The sequence below is a fragment of the Carbonicoccus niuqiaonis genome (assembly GCF_050157065.1).
Classification (GTDB): domain Bacteria; phylum Actinomycetota; class Actinomycetes; order Propionibacteriales; family Propionibacteriaceae; genus Avipropionibacterium.
In genome coordinates, this window is sequence record NZ_CP189573.1 from 271,385 (window position 1) to 289,876 (window position 18,492).

The window sequence follows — 18,492 nt, forward strand, 5'->3', positions numbered from 1 at the left end:
TTCCCTGTGATCGGTCACCAGATTCGGGGTCATCCTCCCATCACGGAAGTCCAAGGAGGGACCATCGGGGCTCTAGAGTAGTCACCGACCACCGACGGGCCGGCGAAGGACAGACATGGCGGGACGGACCACCGAGCGCATCGTGACGCAGTCGCGCCGTCGTCCCGTCCTGCTTCCGCTGACCGCCCGCTTCGTCGCCGTGGAGGTCGCGCTGCTACTGCTCGGACTGGCGGTGCTGTCCGGTCGCATGGTGTTCATCATCGTGGCCGCCGTGCTGCTGGTCCTGGTGCTGGTGTGGGTGATCCCGATCGCCGGCCGGTCGCTCGGCCAGCGGCTCGCGGCCCGGATCCGGTTCTCGCAGCGGTCGCCCCGGCAGGTCAACCCGGCGGACGTGCCGGCCGACCTGGTCCCGTTGGCGGAGTGGATCCCGGGCCTGTCGGTGAGCCTGACCACCACCGGTCGTGGCGAGGAGGTCGGGGTCATCACCGACGGCAACGCGTGGACCGCCGTGCTCGCGCTGGCCTCCGACGAGAACCTGATCGCCGACAAGGGCGAACAGCTCAACCTGACCGCCATGGAGGGGCTGACCACCCAGGACGACGTCGTGTTCGCCGGGGTGCAGGTCGTCACCTACACCGTCCCGGCCCCGACGGTGCTGCTGCTCGGTGGTGAGACCGAGGCCTCCCAGTCGTACCGGCAGATCACCAAGCATCCACCGCCCACGGTCCGGCGGACCTGGTTGTGCGTACGGCTCGACCCGCGGCTCTGCCTCGGCGCGGTGGCCCGTCGCGGGGCCGGCAAGGACGGCATCTACGCCACCCTGCGGTTCGGTCTGCACCGGGTGCAGTCGGTGCTGAAGCGGCAGGGCATCGCCACCACCGTGCTCGACCCGCTCGGCATCTACGACGTGATGGCGCTGACCGCCGGCTCCGGGCCGGAGGAGCACGGGACCCAGCGGACCTCGGAGGACTGGACGCACTGGACCTGCGACGGGCTGGTGCACAGCGGCCGGCTGATCCGGCGGTGGGGCACCAGCCCGTCCGCCGGGTACGGCCAGGTGCTGGACGCGGTCGCGTCGGCGCCGGTGCTGTTCTCGATCACCTCCTACACGTTCGCGCCGGGCCGGGCCGCCTCCGGTGGGGTGCGGCTGGTCACCCCTGACGTCACGACGGCTCAGCACGCCCAGCAGTACGTGCTGGACCACCTCGGCGGCGCCCTCACCCTGGCCCCGGCCGGTGGCACCCAGATCCCGACCGTGCTCGCGACGGTCCCGCTCGGCAGGGGGTTCGCCGCATGAGTGACTGGCAGATGACCGACCCGCCCCCGAAGCGCAGCAAGCGGGCCAAGCCGGCCAAGGCCCCCAAGGCGAAGCGCGCCAAGCGGGGCGCCGACGCCGACGCACCGATGAACTGGGGCGGCAGCGACCCGGCACCGATGAACTGGGGTGACCAGGCACCGCCGCCTCAGCAGGGAGCGCCGGGACCGATGCCCGGCCAGGCCCCGCAGTCGTACGGCCCCGACGGGCTTGCGCCCGGGTCACAAGGCTCGGCACCCGGCGCCCTCGCCCCCACCCCGGGCTCGGCTGCGCTGGTCGGCCAGGGGCAACGGCCCGGCCAGTCCGCCGGTTCGGGCCACTCGGCCGGTTCTGGCCACTCGGTCGGTTCGGGCCGGTCCGCCGCCTCCGCCCCGTCGGCCGCGTCGGCCGCGTCGGCCGCCTCGGCCCCGGTCCCGGCCCGCGACATCCGGGCGCTGCCCGATCGTACGCGGCCCAGTGAGCCGTCCCCGGCCGTGGCCGCAGGGTGGGGTGACGACCAGTCGTCGGGTGAGCCGGTGGTCCGCACCGGTCCCAGCGGGCTCCTCCTCGGCGGCGGGACGCACGGCCCGGTCTCGATCCGACTGTTCCGCCGTACGCCGACGAAGCTGGCACTCGCGGTCCCGGACTACGTGGCCTGGCTGCTCGCCTTCCGCTGCATCTCGCTCGGCGCGCACCTGTCGATCTTCGCCCAGGAGCCACGACGCTGGAGCGGGCTGGTGGACGCCGTGCACACCGGCGGCGGGAACGCCGACCTGCTCGGACCCAACGACAGCGCCCCCAGCGCCGGCCGACCGTGGCGGCCGTCGGTGGTCGTCGACGACGCCGCCTTCTACGACGGCATCCAGCAGCCGTTGGGCAGTTGGCAGGCGCTGCTGATGAGCATGGACGTCACCGCGTCCAGCTCGGTGTTCGCGCTGCGCAGTTGCGAGATGGCGTTGGTCGCCCCGTTCAACGCCAAGGTCGGTGAGAACCTGCGCCGGGCGTACGCACTCAACTCCCAGCAGTTGCGCAGCTGCCAGAACCTGGCCGACCACGAGGTGATCCTCGCGATGCCGCGGCGGGTGGTCAAGATCGCCATCCCGCCGACGAAGCTCGAGTACAAGATGCTGTTCGCCTGAGCGTGCTTCCCGCTGGAGCGGCCAGCCGCCGGGCCGCGTACGGCGTCAGCCGGCGAGGCCGAGCGCGAAGGCGTACAGGTTGAGCACGGCCAGCACCAGCGGCACGATCGCCATGATGGCCAGCCACTCGAAGACGTCGCCGAAGCGGCCCCAGATCGGGGCGACGATCCGGTCGGCGAAGCTGGCGGCGTAGATCACCAGGATCAGTGCCAGCAGCGCGGCCGCGCCGATCCCGACCAGCACCCGGATCACGTCACTGGGGATCATGACCATCGCGATCCCCAGCGTCACCAGCACGATCACCACGCCACCGATCAGCAGTGGCAGCCGGTGTTCCAGCCCGACGAACGAGCGGGCCCGCAGCAGCAGCGCCAGCCCGATGCAGAAGGCGAGCGCGACCGCGAACCAGGAGCCGTGCTGCAGCACCAACAAGGTGCCGAGCGCGACGGTGATCGAACTGGCGGTGAGGAAGGCGGCCAGCAGCTTGTCGGCCATCACTGCGCGGACGACGATGTCGGACTGGACCGGGGTGTCGTCACCGACCAACTGCTCGGCCGACGAGGGCAGGTTCGGCATGGCGACCCGCGCCAACCGGAACGAGGCGGTGGGCAGCAGGGAGGTGAAGCCCATGATCAACGTCACCGCGATGGCCGCCACGGCGATCTGCTGGTCGGGGATGATCACCGACACGATCTCGACCACGATCACCACGAACGCGACGATCGCGGCGGCGAGGAAGGCGAACGGGGTGGCCTGGGCACCCAGCCCCATCACGCCGGCGGCCAACAACACACAGGCCGCCGAGGTGAGCACCTGGATCGGCAGCCCTTGGTCGAGCAGGAAGAAGCCGCCGAGCCCGGCGAGCACGACCGACATCCACGCCAGTGCGACCGCGGCCGTTCGCTTGCCGAAGGCGCGGGAGGCCAACACGGCCGACAGTCCGGCGGCGAACGCGAGGCCGAGCGTGGAGACCGAGGCGGCCAGTCCCGGGCTGCGGAGCAGCAGCAGGGTGGGGATGCCGATCAGGATCGCCGCCCCGACGAGCAGCGCCATGATCACGCTGTGGCGTGAGGTCCAGTTCGGCTGGGTGGCGGTGGAGGTGGCGACGGCGTCCACCACGTCGTCGAAGGCGGCATCGGGCATCGCCGACTCGAGCTGACGCAGGTGCAACGTCTCGCCGTCGCGGATGTCGAGGTCGGCGATCGCACGGGTCGGGTCGAGCGGGTCCTCCCCGAACCGCTGCAGCACCCAGGCGTGCACCACTTCGGCGGCCGAACCACCCTCGTACCCGGAGAACCGGACGATGTTGGGCATGATCTCGCCCAGCGTGGTCCCACCGGGCAGCGCGAGGTCGATCCGGCGCGTCGGGGAGATCACGGTCACCCGAGCGAGGTCGTCACCAGCCACTGTCACGTGCGGCAGCGTACCGAACGGGTGGGGTCGAGTCCCGTCCCAGTGCTCAGTCGTGCCGCCGAAGGTGCGATCGCACGGGCGGACGGGCGGGGCGACAGGGCGCCCGACTCGACCGTGACCCGGCCGTTCGGTGGGACGCTGCCCCACTCGGTTGGCATGATGGGGTGCGCCGGACCGAACCCGGTGGGAAACTCGTCGGTGGTCGACGCCGCGACGGTCGGGTCGACACGGCACGTTCAGGACCGAGAAGGGCGGATGGATGGCACAGGTCACGTGGATCCGGAGCAAGCGCGCGGACCCGCCTCCGATGCCTCGTGGCGACCTGTTGTTGGAGTCCCCGCCCGAGATCCCGGCACCCTCGGGGTCGAAGAACTTCGGTGCGGTGCTGCGGATGTTGCCGATGGTCGCCGGTGCCGGTGCGATGGCGCTGATGATGATGAACGGTGGCCGCGGGCCGCTCGGCGCGGTGATGGGCGGCATGTACGGCATCTCGATGCTCGGCATGATGCTCAGCCAGACCGGCCGCGGCAACGACGACACCGCCGCGCAGCTGGACGCCTCCCGGCGCGACTACTTCCGCTACCTCACCCAGACCCGCCGGCGGGTCCGCAAGGCCGCCGACGCACAACGCCGGGCCGTCACCTGGCGCCACCCGAACCCGGCGGTGCTGTGGTCCATCGTCGGCGGCAAGCGGATGTGGGAACGCCGCCCCGACGCCGACGACTTCATGTCGGTCCGCATCTCCGAGGGTCCGCAGCAGTTCGCCCAGCGGATCACCCCGCCGGAGTCGAAGCCGATCGAGGACCTCGAACCGCTCACCACCGGCGCGCTGCGGCGCTTCATCCGTACCCACCGCACGGTGGCCGGTGTGCCGCTCGCCCTGAGCATGAAGGGCTTCACCACCGTCCAGCTGATCGGTGACCTCGATCGCGAGCGGGAGCTGGCGTACGCGATGGTCTGCCAGATGGCCGCGTGGCACGCCCCCACCGACTGCCGGATCATGTTCTGCGTCTCCAAGGAGAACCGGGACCACTGGGACTGGGCGAAGTGGCTGCCGCACGCCCAGCACCCGACCCGGACCGACGGCGCGGGTCCGCTGCGGTTGTTCGCGACCTCGCAGAACGAGCTGTCGCAGGTGTCGGACGGTGCGGCGGGGCTCGGCGACGACGCCCCCAAGCACATCGTGCTGGTGGTCGACGGGGTGACCGCGGTGACCGGGGCGTCGATGGCGACGCCGAACACGCGGGTCACCCTGCTCGACGTCAGTACGATCCGCGAACGTCCCCGGCGGGTCGAGCACGGCCACGCGATGTTGGAGGTCCGCGAGGAGACGCTCACCCTGCACCGGCGGCAGCAGTCGGGACAGGTCGCCCGGACCCCGCTGGGCAAGCCGGACGGCATCCCGGTGGTCACCGCCGAGGTGCTCGCCCGATCGTTGGCGCAGTACAAGATGCCGAGCGCCGCGGTCGAGGAGGCCGCCGCGGAGGAGGAGGACGAAGGCATCGAGGAGGTCGTCTTCGAGGCCCCCAAGGACTACCCGGCGATGTTGGGGCAGAGCGACCCGATCAACTTCGACATCCGCACCAACTGGAAGCTGCGGCCGATGCACCAACGGCTGCGGATCCCGTTCGGCAACGGCATCGACGGGCGACCGGTCGAGCTCGACATCAAGGAGTCCGCACTCGGCGGCATGGGACCGCACGGCATCTGCATCGGCGCCACCGGCTCGGGCAAGTCGGAGTTCCTGCGCACCCTGGTGCTCGGACTGGCGATGACGCACTCGTCGGAGTTCCTCAACTTCGTGCTCGTCGACTTCAAGGGTGGCGCGACCTTCCTCGGTGTCGACAAGCTGCCGCACGTGTCGGCGGTCATCACCAACCTGGAGGGCGAGCTCACCCTCGTCGACCGGATGCAGGACGCCATCGCCGGCGAGATGGAACGTCGGATGGAGGTGCTCCGCGCGGCCGGCAACTTCAAGAACCGTGAGGACTACGAGGAGGCGCGGCTCGAGGGTGCCGACATGCCGCCCATGCCGAGCCTGTTCATCGTCGTCGACGAGTTCTCCGAGTTGCTCGCCGCGCGACCGGAGTTCATCGAGTTGTTCATCCAGATCGGCCGGATCGGCCGATCGGTCGGGGTCCACCAGCTGCTCGCCTCGCAGCGGTTGGAGGAGGGCAAGCTGCGCGGCCTGGACACCTTCTTGTCGTACCGGTTGGCGTTGCGCACGTTCTCCGCCGCCGAGTCCCGTGTCGTGATCGGCGTGCCTGATGCGTACGAACTGCCGCCCGGTCCGGGCAACGGCTACCTGAAGCAGCAGGGTGACAGCAACATGCAGCAGTTCAAGGCGGCGTACGTGTCGGGGCCCTGGCACGGCTCGGCGGCGGCACCGGCCATCCAGGGCAGCAGCTCCGGCGGCATGCTCGCCGCCTCGGCGCTCACCACCAACAAGTGGATCCCGCCGGTGCTGGAGTTCGAGGCCGGGCACGTCCCGGTCGTCGAGCCGCCCCCCGAGCCGGAGCCGGAGGAGACCGAGGACGGCGTCGAGGAGACCGAGGAAGTCGTCGACAAGCCGGCGGACCAGGAGGAGGACGAGGCGGAGACGCTGCTCAATTTGGTCGTCGACAAGCTGATCGGGCACGGCTACCCGGCCCACCAGGTCTGGCTGCCGCCGCTGGACGACCCGCCCACCATCGACCAGCTGGTCGGCAGCGAGCTCGTGGTCGACCCGCAGCGTGGCCTGACCACCGCCGACACCCGGTTGCACGCGCGGTTGAGCGCCCCGGTCGGCCTGATCGACCGGCCGCGTCAGCAGCGCCGCGACCCGATGTGGGTCGACATGGCAGGTGCGGGTGGTCACCTGGCCGTGGTCGGTGGCCCGCAGTCGGGCAAGAGCACCGCGTTGCGGACCCTGATCACCGGGCTGTCGGTCACCCACACCCCGGCCGAGGTCGGCTTCTACGTCCTCGACTTCGGTGGCGGCTCGATCGGGTCACTGCGCGACATGCCGCACGTCGGCTCGGTGTGCGGCCGGCTCGACGTCGACCGGGTCCGCCGGACGATCGCGGAGATGACCTCGCTGATGCAGTCGCGCGAGCTGTCGTTTGCCGAGCTGGGGGTCGACTCGATGACCTCCTACCGGCGCGGCCGACGTGACGGCTCCATCCCGCCGGACCGGTTCCCGACCGACGTCTTCCTGGTCGTCGACGGCTGGGGGACCCTGCGCAGTGAGTTCGAGGCGCAGGAGGCCGTGCTGACCGGGCTGGCCGGACGTGGTCTCGGCTTCGGCATCCACCTGATCGGCAGCGCCAACAAGTGGTCCGAGTTCCGGATGGCGATCCGCGACCTGCTGCAGAGCCGGATCGAGCTGAAGCTCGGTGACGCGTTCGAGTCCGAGATCGACCGGAAGGTGCAGGCCCTGGTGCCGTCCGGCCGCCCGGGTCGTGGCCTGTCGAACGACAAGCTGCACATGCTGATCGGCCTGCCGCGGATCGACGGGGTGGAGAACGCCGACGACCTCAGCGACGGCGTCAAGGCGATGGTCGCCAAGGTCAAGGAGAGCTGGTCGGGTCCCGATGCCGCCGAGGTGCGGATGCTGCCGGACCTGCTGCCGGCCTCCGCGCTGCCGCCGATCACCCAGGACGACAACGACCGCTCGTTCGCGCTGGGGATCGACGAGCTGGAGCTCGCCCCGTACGTCTGGGATCCGAACGTCGACCCGCACTTCGTGGCGTTCGGCGCCCCGGAGTGCGGCAAGTCGTCGCTGATCCGGCGGTTCCTGGACGGCATCACGACCCGGTACACGCCCAAGCAGGCCAAGATCATGATGCTGGACTACCGGCGCGCCCACCTCGGCTACGTCGAGGGTGAGCAGATGTTGGGGTACGCGGCCTCGCACGATGCCGCCGACGAGCTGATGAAGGGCGCCGCCGCGGCGATCAAGGCTCGGCTCCCCGGCCCGAAGGTCACCCAGCAGGAGCTGCGCGACCGGAGCTGGTGGAAGGGTCCCGACCTGTTCATCGTGGTCGACGACTACGAGCTGGTCGCGACCAGCCTCGGCAACCCGCTCAACCAGCTCGCCCCGTACGTCTCACAGGCGTTGGACGTCGGACTGCACGTGATCATCGCCCGCGGCATGGGCGGTGCCGGCCGGGCCGCGTTCGGTGACCAGGTGATCGCCCGGATGAAGGACTCGGTCAACCCGGGCCTGATCATGAGCGGTACGAAGGACGAGGGTGCCCTGCTGTCGGACGTGAAGGCGACCCCGCTGCCACCCGGTCGCGGCACCTTGGTCTCCCGCGCCGGCAAGGTGTTGATGCAGACCGCATGGACCCCACCCAAGGAGTGACACCGGACACGCCCGCCGAGCTTGTCGAGACGTCCCCGGATTCGCCCGTCGAGACGTTCCCGGACACGCCCGTCGAGCGTGTCGAGACGCCCGTCGGCGGCGTGGAGGAGGCGCGATGACCACCGTGGCCCAACTGCGCAAGGCTGCGCTCGCCCTGCCGGAGGTGGAGCAGGGCTCCGACCGTGATCGGTTCCTCGTCCGCGGGAAGCGTTTCGCGGCCGCGGTCGACGGTGTGGCCGAGTTGCACATGTCGGACGAGGATGCCCGTACGAGCATGGCCGACATCCCGGCCGCCGAGCCGTTCAGCCTCTCGGGGAAACCGGTGGGCATCCGGGTGGCGTTGACCGAAGTCAACGGGATGCAGCTGAACGCCCTTGTCCGTCGGGCCTGGGCCGCCCGGGCACCGAAGCGGCTCGTCACCGCCGCCGAGCAGGCCGAATCCGGTGCCGATGGGGCGGGGGATCTGCCGCCAGCGATCGGCAAGCCGGCCCTCCGGGCGCTGCTCGGTGCCGGCATCACCTCGATGGCCGACGTCGCCTCCCGGACCGACGACGAGCTGCTGGCGTTGCACGGGGTGGGCCCGAAGGCGATCAAGATCCTGGCCGAACACCGCCGACAACCCTGAGCTCCGTCCGTCGAGCTCGTCGAGACGCGTCACGCGCGTCGAGCTTGTCGAGGCGCGTGACGCCCCGTCGAGCTTGTCGAGGCGCCATCGCAGGGGTCGGCTGGGCGGCCAGAAAATGGCTGATCCCTCGCAAATATGGGCGTCTGAGCGACACAGGCGACACATACGTCCAGCGGTGTCGCTGTAGCGCCCTCTCCCACGCGCCGCCCGGGCCAGGGCCACGACTCGTGCTCGCGGTCCCGCAGCGAGCGGGCAGTCGGAGAGGTCGCCAGCGTCGATTCGCCTCTCCGAGTGCCCTCTCGATGGGGGACCGCCTCTCCAACTGCCCTCTCGGTGAGGGACTGGCTCTCCGAGTGCCCTCTCGATGAGAGAGCGCCTCTCCAACTGCCCACTCGATGAGGGGACGCCTCTCCGAGTGCCCACTCGATGGGCACAGCCTCTCCAACTGCCCACTCGAGACGAGCGGTAACTCTCGACAGGTTTGGGGGCGTACGGAACCGGCTCGGGCGTACGGAACCGGCTCGGGCGTACGGAACAGGCTCGGGGGACGTGGGTCAGTCGTGCCGGGCGGGTCGCCAGCGACGCTTGCGACCGGCGGGCAGGGCGGCGGCGATGACACCGGCGATCGTGACGATGCCCAGCGAGGTGCCGGCCACGGCGAGGGCGGTGTTGCGCGCCGCGTGGTTGGTGTCGACCGGGGGCGGCTGGATGTGCAGGTTGCCGGGCTGGGTCTCGGCACCGGAAGGGGCCGGCGGTCCCACGGGTGCGGTGAGCGCCCGGTACGGGTTGATGATCCCGTTGCCGAGCTGCAGGTCGGGCGCTCCACCGACCGGCGGATCGGCGGTGACCTCGAGCCGGCGCCGTACCTCCTTGGCGGTCATGTCGGGGTAGCGCTCCATCAGCAGGGCGGCGGCGCCGGCCACCAACGGGGTGGCGAACGACGTACCGGTGTCGACCTCGAAGTAGGACGGCCCCTGTCCCGGCGGACAGTTCGGGTCGGAGGACAGGCACAACGGCTTCATCCCGACCACCCCGGACCCGGGGGCGGCGACCGAGATCTGCATCCCCTCGCCGTACTGGCTCTGCGGGTCGGGCACGTCGGTGGCGGTGGTCATCGCGACCGCCATCACGCCCGGGTAGTTGGCCGGGTACGAGGGCCCGGCGGCTCCGCCGTTGCCGGAGGCCGCGACCACCAGGATGCCGGCGGCCACCGCCCGCTCGATGGCGGCCCGGTACTGCGGGGTGTCGCTGCCGGACTGGCTGATCGAGATGATGTCCACCTTCGCCGCAACGGCCTTGTCGATCGCCTCGATCACCGGGCCCAGCGGCTCCGGCTCCCGGGGACTCGTCTCCTGCAGGGCGCGGATGGCCAGGATGTTGACGTCGGGCGCGATCCCCGAGTAGTCGTAGTCGAGGTCCGGGACGTTCTGCCCGGCGATCAGCGACACCACGAACGTGCCGTGACCACAGTCGACCCGGTCGTCCTTGGCCTTGTCGACGCCGGTGGTGTTGTCCCAGTCGAGGTTGATCCCGGCCATGTACTGCGAGCTGCCCTGGAAGACGCCGGTGTCGATCACGGCGATGGTGACGCCCTTGCCGGTCGCGATCCGGTGCACGTCGTCGTACCGCAGTCGTTTCATGTGCCAGGCCTCGCCCGGTGCGGCCTGCGACAGGTAGGTCTGGCAGGCCTCCGGGGTGTAGTCCTCGAGGGCGTGCGCGGGGGCCGCCGGGACGATCAGCGCCGCGATGAAGCCCAGTACCGCGAGCACCGCGCCCAGCCGTCGGCGACGGAGCGTGGGTTGGCTGGCTGCAGGCACGCCCCCAAGGGTAACCGTGGGCGGGGTTGCCCGCCGCCGACGACGGACGGTCGGCGAGAATGAACCCCATGGTTGAGCTGTTCGCCCACCGCGGCTGGTCCGGCGCCCACCCCGAGATGACGCGCGGCGCGTTCGTGGCCGCCATCGACCTCGCCCGCCGGGAGGACGTACGCCTCGGGCTGGAGTGCGACGTCCACTTCACCGCCGACGGCCGACTCGGCTGCCTGCACGACGCAGACCTTGTCCGTACGGGACGCTGGTCGGGCGAGCCGTCGGCCGCGCTGGCCGACCTCAGCCTCGCCGAGCTGCGTACCGTCGACTTCGGTGCCTGGCGCTCCGACCTGGCCGACCTGGCCGAGCTGACCGAGGCAGACCGGGCCTTCGTGGAACTGTCCGACCTGTTCGACATGGTCGCCGAGGCCCGCGCCGCCGGGGTCGACGTCCACCTCGCGGTCGAGACCAAGCATCCGGTACCGCACGACGACCAGGTCGAGGGTGCCCTGGCGGAGCTGTTGGGTTCGTACGGTTGGGCCGACGGTTCCGGGCCGGTCCGGATGATCAGCTTCGACCTGGCCGCGCTGGATCGGATGCGGGCCAGCTGTCCGAGGGTGCCGCTGACGTACCTGATCAGTCGTCCCGACGACGGCACCATCGACCACCTCCCCGGCGACATCGCGGTCGGCCCGGCCGGCACCCTGCTGCGCGACGACCCTGCGTTCGTCACCCGGCTCCATGAGGCCGGCCGCGAGTGTCACGTGTGGACCGTCAACGAACCCGCCGACATCGCGGCCTGCCTCGCCCTCGGCGTGGATGCGATCACCACCGACCATCCCGACCGCGCCCTCGCCGCGCTGGACCGCAGCCGCTGACGTCGGAGAAGCTCAGCGCAGCGGTGCGAAGGGGCGCAACTCGGCCGGCATCCGACCGCTGGTGATCTGCTGGGCGAGCAACCGCCCGGTGACCGGACCGAGCGTGATGCCCCACATCCCGTGACCGCCGGCGACCCAGACCCGCGGTGACCGGGTGGCACCGATCAGCGGCAGTCCGTCGATGGTGCACGGCCGGGAGCCGACCCAGTCGTCCTGTCGGTGGTCGAGGTCGACGCCGGTCAGCAGCGGCCGGGCCGCCTCGACGATCGCGGTGATCCGCCGCTGGTCGAGCGGTGCGTCGGGTCGGCGGAACTCCATCATCCCGGCGACCCGCAGCCGCTCCCCGATCGGGGTGCACGCCACCCGGGCGGCCGGCAGGTACACCGGACCGGTCGGCAGGTTGTCGGCGTGCACGCTGAACGAGTAGCCGCGGCCCGCCTGGACGACCCGCTTCACCCCGAAGTCGCGGACCAACTGCCCGAGCCAGGCCCCGGTGGCCACCACGACCTGGTCGAACTCCTCGGTGCCCTCGCTGGTGGTCACGTGCACGGTGCCGCGGACGTCGGCCAACTGCGTGACGTCGACGCCGGTACGGACCTCGCCGCCGCGGGCGACGACCGAGTCGGCCAACGCGGCCACGTAGCTGCCGGGGTCGACGAACCGCTGCCCGTGGAGCACGATCGCGGCGCCGATCTCGTCCGACAGGGCCGGCTCCAGGGTACGGGCCTCCTCACCGCTGAGTGCGTCGAAGCTGATGTCGCCGCCCGACTCGTGGATGTGCTCGATCTCGGCCAGCAGCGTGGCCCGCTCGGCCTCGGTCCGGTACGCGGCGAGGAAGTGTTCGGCGGCGAGCGTCGGTGCGGCCACCCCACCCTCGGACAGCAGGTCGAAGCTCGCCAGCGACAGGTCGTTGATCGGCACCAGCGACTCCATCGCCCGCCGCCACGCCTTGGTCGTGGAGTGCCGGGTGAAGCCGAACACGAACCGCAGGAAGTCTGGCTTCAGGCTGGGCGGTACGTACACCGGTGAACTCGGGCTGAAGACGGCCCTGATCCCGTACTGCAGCACCGCCGGCTCGGGCAGCGGGGTCGCGATGCCGGGGGTCAGCCAGCCCGCGTTGCCCCAGGACGATCCGGCGGCGACCCCCGTACGGTCGAACACCGTCACCTCGACGTCGTGGTCCTGCAGGAACCAGGCCGTCGCCAGTCCGACCATGCCGGCACCGACGACCGCGATGCGGGTCGCGTCACCGGGCTGGCGCGCACTTGAACTCATGGGGCCATTGTGTCCCCCGGTGCCATGTCGCCAACGTCCGGGTGTGGCGCCCGAGACAGCTCACCCGAGCGCGTCGTTCGGGGCCTCGGGTGGGGCGTCGCGCACGATCGGACAGGTCAGGCAGCGCGGCCCGCCGCGGCCGGAGCCGAGTTCGCTGCCGGCGATGGTGAGCACCTCGATGCCGTCGGCCTCGAGGCGCGCGTTGGTCTGGGTGTTCCGTTCGTACGCCACCGCCACCCGGGGCGCGAGGGCCAAGGTGTTGTTGCCGTCGTCCCACTGTTCACGCTCGGCGGTGACCGGGTCGAGCCCGGTGTCGATGACCCGCAGTTCGTCGATCCCCATCGCCGTGGCGGCCGCGGCCAGGAACGGGGCTGGTTCGTCGACCACCACCTGGTCGTCGTCGAGCCGCAGGGTGCGGGCCTGCAGCCGGTCGGCGACGTTGGGGTACATCACGCAGGCGTCGGTGTCGACCATGGTGACGACGGTGTCGAGGTGCATCGTCGCCCGGCCCTGGTCGATCGGCACCGCCAGCACCCGACGCGCCAGGCCCTGCCGCAGCAGTGTGTGGCTGAGCCGCTCCACCCCGGCCGCGCTGGTCCGCTGCCCGATCCCGATCGCGAGCACCCCGGGCGCCAGCACCAGTACGTCGCCGCCCTCCACGTACTCCGACTCCCAGCCGTGCACCTGCGGCACACCGGCGAACCGCGGGTGGAACCTGTTGACCAGCTCGGTCAGCTGCGTCTCGCGCCGCCGGGCCGGCAGCGCCAGCGAGGTGATGATGACCTGCTCGCCGAGCCAGCACGCCGAGTCGCGGGTGAACAGCAGGTTGGGCAGGGGCGCGATCACGAAGTCCTCCGGCGACAGTGACGCGGTGACCAGCGTCCGGACGCCGGTGATCTCGTCGTTGCGCAGCCCCGCCACCAGGACGTCGAGCAGGTGGTCGGTGTCGAGCTCGGCCAACCGGCGACCGAGGTAGTCCTGCAGGGCCGGTCCGATCCGGTGGTCGGCGATGGTCTGGTCGATCGCCCGTGCCCGGGCGGCCGGGTCGGCCAGCACCTCGGTGAGCAGGTCGCGCAGCAGCAACACCTCGATCCCGCGGCCGGTCAACAGGTCGACGTACGCGTCGTGCTCGGCCTGGGCGCGATCCACCCACGGGATCCCGTCGAACAGCAGGGTGTCGTTGTTGCGCGGGGTGAGCCGCCGCAGCTCCGCACCGGGACGGTGCAGCAGCACCGTACGCAGTGGGCTCACCTCGTCGTGGATCCGGCCGGTCGGGCGTGGCCCGGCGCCGGGGTCGGCCGTCATCGCCATGATCACCACTCTCGGTCCACGTCTTGGTCCTGCGACCCTAGCGTGGCCACCCGATATCGTGTCCCGGTGACTGCTGCAGCGCCGAGCCCCAAGCGGCGTCTGTGGGGTCCCAACGAGTACGTGCCGTACACCCCGACGGCCTGGCACCGCGACCACCGGGTCGCCATCGGTGGCATCCTCGGCTTCTCGGCGATCAGCCTGACGTTGGCCATCCTGGGCCCGTCGGCGGTGACCCTGGTGCTCGGTCCGCGCGACGGCAGCCTGTTGCCGCCGTGGTACGGCCCGGCACTGCCGCAGCGACCGAACGAGTGGGTGGTCTGCATCGCCGCGTGGGTGGCGATCCTGCTCGGTGGTGCCTCACTGCTGATCGCGTTGCGCGCGCTCGACGCGGGCTGGCGGCCGCGACCCCGCCGGCTGTGCACGATGGGCACGGTGCTGGCGCTGCTGCACGCGGTCGTCCCGCCGCTCACCTCGGCCGACGTGTTGATGTACGCCGCGTACGGACGGCTGCAGCTGATCGGCCGGAACCCTTACGAGATCACCCCGGCCGAGGTGTTCCGCAGCCAGTACGACCCGGTGATGGAGTGGACCGAGCGGCCGTGGGAGGACACCCCCAGCGTGTACGGCCCGATCGTGTCGTGGCTGCAGCTGGCGGCCAACCACCTCGGCGGCGAGAACATGCACGACATCGTGTTCTGGCTGCAGCTGTTCCACGTACTGGCCTTCCTCGGCGCCTGCGCTGCCACCATCTGGATCGCCCGCGGTGACCGGGACCGGCTGAACCGGGCGATCCTGATGACGGTCGCCAACCCGCTGATGATCTGGGGCATCGTGATCAGCGCCCACAACGAGGCGCTGTCGGTGATCTTCGCGGTCGGCGGGATGATGCTGATGCGCCGCAGTGCGTTGGGTGCCGGGCTCGGGATCGGGCTGGCCGGGTGTGCGAAGTTGTCCATCGGGTTGTGGGGCCTGGCGATGCTGTGGGCCTATCGCAAGCAACCCAAGAAGGCGGCCCTGCTGTGCCTCGGCGCGGCGATCCCGATGAGTCTGGCGTACGGGCTGTGGCAGCCGCAGGCCCTGGTGTCGGTGCTGCGCAACGGGTCGTACGTGTCGGGCGGGTCGTGGGCGCAGCCGGTGTCGCGGTTCTTCGACCACGTGATGCTGCTCGACACCACGACGGCCAAACTGCTCACCGGCATCATCTCGTACAGCCTGTTGGTGGTGCTGGTGATCGTGCTGTGGCGGTTGCTGCCGTGGAGTGCGGTGCCCGGCATCGCCCCTGACACCTCGCCCCGCGACGACGTGATGACGGTGGCCGTACGGGCCGCGCTGGTGTTGTCGGTGGCCTGGCTGGTGTCGGCGATGTACACCCTGTCCTGGTACGACCTGATCGCCTTCGTGCCGTTGGGGGTGCTGGCCTCCTCCCGACTGGACGTGATCATGATCGTCCGCAACACCTTCTTGTCGGTGGCCTACGTGCCCGGTCGGGTGGTGGACCTGTCGGATCAGCTGGACACCGTGGTGACGCAGGTCCGCGAGACGGTGAGCCCCGTCGTGCAGTTGGGCGTGGTGGTGGCCATCTTCGCGTGGGCTGTCGAACGACGACGATCCCGGCGGCGCGGCGACCCCGCCGCAGAGGGGGCAGGGTCGAACGTGATGACGTCGGACGGGGCGCCATCGGACGGGGCGGACGGGGCGGACAGGGGCGCGACCGACGAGGATCCCTCACCGGACCGTGGTGACCGGTCCGGCGCCACCGGGACCGTCGATCGAACTACGCTGGCGACGTGAGCACTCCTGTCCCACCCGAGGTGCCCCTCGACGAGCTCGGGGAGCGTGGTGGTGAGTTCGGCGGACGTGTGCCCGAGGGGCCGGCCGACGGGCTCGAGGGGCGTGGGCCAGCGACGGCGACGCGGTCGGCGTCGCGGCGGAAGGCCAAGCCCGGTTGGTACGACGACCCGGCCGATGCCGACGACACCTTCCGGTGGTGGACCGGGACCGGCTGGACGGCATGGCTGTCCGACGACGAGGACGCCCCGCCCCCGCCCGAGGACGATCCGCGGACGCGGGGTGAGGTACCGCCGGGACCGCCGCGCCGGTTCGGGCTGGTGCCACGGATCGTGATGGGGCTGACCGCGGTGGTGATCCTGGTCGCCGGGATCATCGTCGCCGGGTGGGACAACCGGCGACCCATCGTGCTCAACAAGGCGCAACCGACCAGCACCTACAGTCCGCTGTCCATGACGCTGCTCTGTGACGCTCCGACGGCGAACATCGCCGGCGAGATCGGCTACGACGTGCCGGACGGATTCATCAGTTCCGGCCCTGATGAGGGGCCGATGGACTGGGTGACCTGCCTGACCCGGCCGAGTGCGGATCTCGACGCGAACGTGGTGTTCGCGTTGGGTCACGTCCCGGCCGACGTCGAGACCAGGTCGGTGCAGGAGATCGCCGAGGAGGTCCAGCTCCGGATGTCAGCTGACCTGTTCGAGGGAGGCCGCGCCGACACCTCCGAGCTGGCGAGTGGGGCGGCCTCGGAGTTCGGTCAGGCGTGGCGCATGGCCGGCGTCTGGACCACCGCCGACGGGTCGGGTCAGGACTTCGAGATCATCGTGTTCGACCTCGGCGAAGGGAGACGAGCGCTGTACTGGTCGGTGATCAGCCAGAACGACGTTCCCGACGCCGAGCGGACCCGGACCGAAGAGCTCCGGACCAGTTTGCGGCGACTCTGAACGCCCACGGCTCGCTGATCAGGTTTCGAGTGCCAGCCATCTGACATCCCGAGGCAGGAGGGTCCTGACCGGTGCCGACATCGTCGATCGACCGCCCCAACATCGTGATCTTCATGACCGACCAACAGCGGGGTGCCACCATCCTGCCGGGCCGGCATCGAGCCCACACGCCCCATGTGGATCGACTGATGTCGGAGGGGGTGACGTTCCCACGTGCCTACACCGTCTCCCCGCACTGTTGTCCCTCCCGGGCCTCGTTCCTCTCCGGCCTCCATCCCTCCGAACACGGTGTGTGGAACAACGTGAACGTCGCCAACGCGCTCAGCCGGGGGCCACGGTCAGGGGTGCGGATGTGGTCGGAGTCCGTCGCCGAGTCCGGCTACCGATTGGGATTCACGGGCAAGTGGCACGTGAGCAACACGGCCGGACCAGCTGATCATGGCTGGGAGGAATGGGGCGTCACGGCTCGTGGGAGCGGAGCCGCGGACCGCAGCGAAGAGGAGCAGCGCGAGCATGCGATGCGACGCCAGCTCACCACGTTGGCGCGCAGAATGCGCGACGACCTCGGCCACCGGCGTCCGGGGGAGATCATCCGCCCGGGGTACCCCGAGTACGTGCACTATTCGGTCCACCCGGATGCCTTCGGTGACCAGCGGGTGGTGGACTCCGCGACGGAGTTCATCGGTCAGGCGGCCGCCGGCGAGGAGCCGTGGATGGTGTACGTCGGCACCTTGGGGCCGCACGACCCCTATCAGCCGCCCCAAGAGTTCCTCGACATGTATGACGTCAACGACGTGGAGCTGCCCGGGAGCTTCACCGACCCCATGACCGACAAGCCGGCGTTGTACTCGCGGATCCGTGACCGCTTCGACCAACTCACCGAGGCAGAGCACCGTGAGGCCTTGCGCCACTACCTGGCCTTCTGCAGTTACCAGGACGCGTTGTTCGGTCAGGTGCATGCCGCTGTCGCCGCTGCGGGGCAGTTGTCGAACACGATCTTCGTGTACCTGTCGGACCATGGCGACTACGCCGGTGATCACGGCCTGTGGGGCAAGGGGCTGCCGTCGTTCGCGTCTGCGTACCACATTCCCTTGGTCATTGGTGGTGCGCCACTCGACGAGGCGGTCCACGGCACGCGGAGTGAGCTGCCGGCCATGATCACCGATGTCGGCCCGACCCTGCTCGAGCTCTGCGGGGTGACCCCCCGGCATCCGATGTCCGGACTCTCCCTGGCCGACGCGTTGCAGGGCACTGCGCCGGCTGCGCGCGACGAGCTGGTGTTCCAGACCAACGGCAACGAGTCGTACGGGAACCAACGGATCGTGATGACCCCTCGCTGGAAGCTGGTGGTGAACTACTTCGATCACGACGAGCTGTACGACCTGGAGTCGGATCCCGAGGAGATGCGCAACCTGTTGCACCGGGAACGCCAGGGCAGGACCCTCGGCACCGACCCGCAGTCGCCGGTGCCGGCGGACCTTCGCGACGTGGTCGAGGATCTGTACACGCGGCTGTGGCGGTTCGCCATCCGGCATGGTGACGACCTGACCGACGGCTACATCGTGACGGCGTTGGGGACCCACGGCCCCGGAGAGGTCGCGCGCATCGCTGACCGTGCCTCGGGGTGATCAACCGGCTGCCTGAGGACCCGTGGTGTGCCGTGGCGTACGGA

12 protein-coding genes are annotated in these 18,492 nt (G+C 70.5%); 8 read left to right on the forward strand and 4 right to left on the reverse strand.

Going from position 1 to position 18,492, the window contains the following annotated elements:
- The first annotated feature begins 115 nt into the window (after positions 1-115).
- On the forward strand, positions 116-1,297 hold the full coding sequence (gene eccE / locus ACQBAU_RS01225; RefSeq protein WP_434548754.1) for a type VII secretion protein EccE: 1,182 nt from the start codon (positions 116-118) through the stop codon (positions 1,295-1,297).
- Entirely contained in the window at positions 1,294-2,433 is a 1,140-nt protein-coding gene (locus tag ACQBAU_RS01230; protein ID WP_465256250.1) for a hypothetical protein, read from the forward strand. Before eccE ends, ACQBAU_RS01230 begins: the two co-directional genes overlap by 4 nt.
- A gap of 45 nt (positions 2,434-2,478) precedes the next feature.
- Here ACQBAU_RS01230 and eccD read toward each other — a convergent pair whose 3' ends face one another.
- Positions 2,479-3,846, reverse strand: coding sequence for a type VII secretion integral membrane protein EccD (gene eccD / locus ACQBAU_RS01235; RefSeq protein WP_434548752.1), 1,368 nt, complete (start codon positions 3,844-3,846; stop codon positions 2,479-2,481).
- Positions 3,847-4,153: 307 nt separating this feature from the next.
- Here eccD and eccCa point away from each other — a divergent pair, with 307 nt between their 5' ends.
- Both eccCa and ACQBAU_RS01245 read left to right on the forward strand, forming a co-directional pair.
- Complete coding sequence (eccCa, locus tag ACQBAU_RS01240; RefSeq protein ID WP_465259434.1) at positions 4,154-8,191, forward strand: type VII secretion protein EccCa; 4,038 nt, start codon at positions 4,154-4,156, stop codon at positions 8,189-8,191.
- A gap of 115 nt (positions 8,192-8,306) precedes the next feature.
- Complete coding sequence (locus ACQBAU_RS01245) at positions 8,307-8,816, forward strand: hypothetical protein (RefSeq protein ID WP_434548750.1); 510 nt, start codon at positions 8,307-8,309, stop codon at positions 8,814-8,816.
- A gap of 554 nt (positions 8,817-9,370) precedes the next feature.
- On the opposite strand, the gene ACQBAU_RS01250 is transcribed toward ACQBAU_RS01245, so the two are convergent.
- Positions 9,371-10,633, reverse strand: coding sequence for a S8 family serine peptidase (locus tag ACQBAU_RS01250; protein WP_465256252.1), 1,263 nt, complete (start codon positions 10,631-10,633; stop codon positions 9,371-9,373).
- Between the two features lie 68 nt (positions 10,634-10,701).
- Between ACQBAU_RS01250 and ACQBAU_RS01255 the strand changes: the two genes are divergently transcribed.
- Positions 10,702-11,502, forward strand: a complete 801-nt coding sequence (locus ACQBAU_RS01255; RefSeq protein ID WP_434548748.1) for a glycerophosphodiester phosphodiesterase — start codon at positions 10,702-10,704, stop codon at positions 11,500-11,502.
- Between the two features lie 12 nt (positions 11,503-11,514).
- Here ACQBAU_RS01255 and ACQBAU_RS01260 read toward each other — a convergent pair whose 3' ends face one another.
- Positions 11,515-12,777: an NAD(P)/FAD-dependent oxidoreductase gene (locus ACQBAU_RS01260; protein WP_465256253.1), complete on the reverse strand. Its 1,263-nt coding sequence runs from the start codon at positions 12,775-12,777 to the stop codon at positions 11,515-11,517.
- A gap of 60 nt (positions 12,778-12,837) precedes the next feature.
- The gene (locus tag ACQBAU_RS01265) at positions 12,838-14,088 is read right to left on the reverse strand and encodes an arginine deiminase (RefSeq protein WP_434548746.1); all 1,251 of its coding nucleotides are present in this window, start codon (positions 14,086-14,088) and stop codon (positions 12,838-12,840) included.
- A gap of 66 nt (positions 14,089-14,154) precedes the next feature.
- On the opposite strand from ACQBAU_RS01265, the gene ACQBAU_RS01270 reads away from it, so the two are divergent.
- The 3 genes from ACQBAU_RS01270 to ACQBAU_RS01280 all read left to right on the forward strand — a co-directional run bounded on the left by ACQBAU_RS01270 (position 14,155) and on the right by ACQBAU_RS01280 (position 18,448).
- Positions 14,155-15,879, forward strand: coding sequence for an MptA/MptB family glycosyltransferase (locus tag ACQBAU_RS01270; protein WP_434548745.1), 1,725 nt, complete (start codon positions 14,155-14,157; stop codon positions 15,877-15,879).
- Positions 15,876-16,820 carry a DUF2510 domain-containing protein gene (locus tag ACQBAU_RS01275; protein WP_434548744.1) on the forward strand — a complete coding sequence of 315 codons (945 nt, stop codon included), beginning with the start codon at positions 15,876-15,878 and terminating at the stop codon, positions 16,818-16,820. The genes ACQBAU_RS01270 and ACQBAU_RS01275 overlap by 4 nt, the downstream gene beginning before the upstream one ends.
- Before the next feature lie 71 nt (positions 16,821-16,891).
- A complete protein-coding gene (locus ACQBAU_RS01280) occupies positions 16,892-18,448 on the forward strand; it encodes a sulfatase-like hydrolase/transferase (RefSeq protein WP_465256254.1) in 1,557 nt (518 codons plus the stop codon).
- The last annotated feature ends 44 nt before the right edge of the window (positions 18,449-18,492 follow it).

Bases quoted from the DNA above. Each gene is read 5' to 3' on its own strand.
- ACQBAU_RS01265 (WP_434548746.1), bottom strand. From the start codon at position 14,088: ATGGCGATGACGGCCGACCCCGGCGCCGGGCCACGCCCGACCGGCCGG.
- eccE (WP_434548754.1), top strand. From the start codon at position 116: ATGGCGGGACGGACCACCGAGCGCATCGTGACGCAGTCGCGCCGTCGT.
- ACQBAU_RS01255 (WP_434548748.1), top strand. From the start codon at position 10,702: ATGGTTGAGCTGTTCGCCCACCGCGGCTGGTCCGGCGCCCACCCCGAG.
- eccCa (WP_465259434.1), top strand. From the start codon at position 4,154: ATGCCTCGTGGCGACCTGTTGTTGGAGTCCCCGCCCGAGATCCCGGCA.
- ACQBAU_RS01245 (WP_434548750.1), top strand. From the start codon at position 8,307: ATGACCACCGTGGCCCAACTGCGCAAGGCTGCGCTCGCCCTGCCGGAG.
- ACQBAU_RS01230 (WP_465256250.1), top strand. From the start codon at position 1,294: ATGAGTGACTGGCAGATGACCGACCCGCCCCCGAAGCGCAGCAAGCGG.
- ACQBAU_RS01260 (WP_465256253.1), bottom strand. From the start codon at position 12,777: ATGAGTTCAAGTGCGCGCCAGCCCGGTGACGCGACCCGCATCGCGGTC.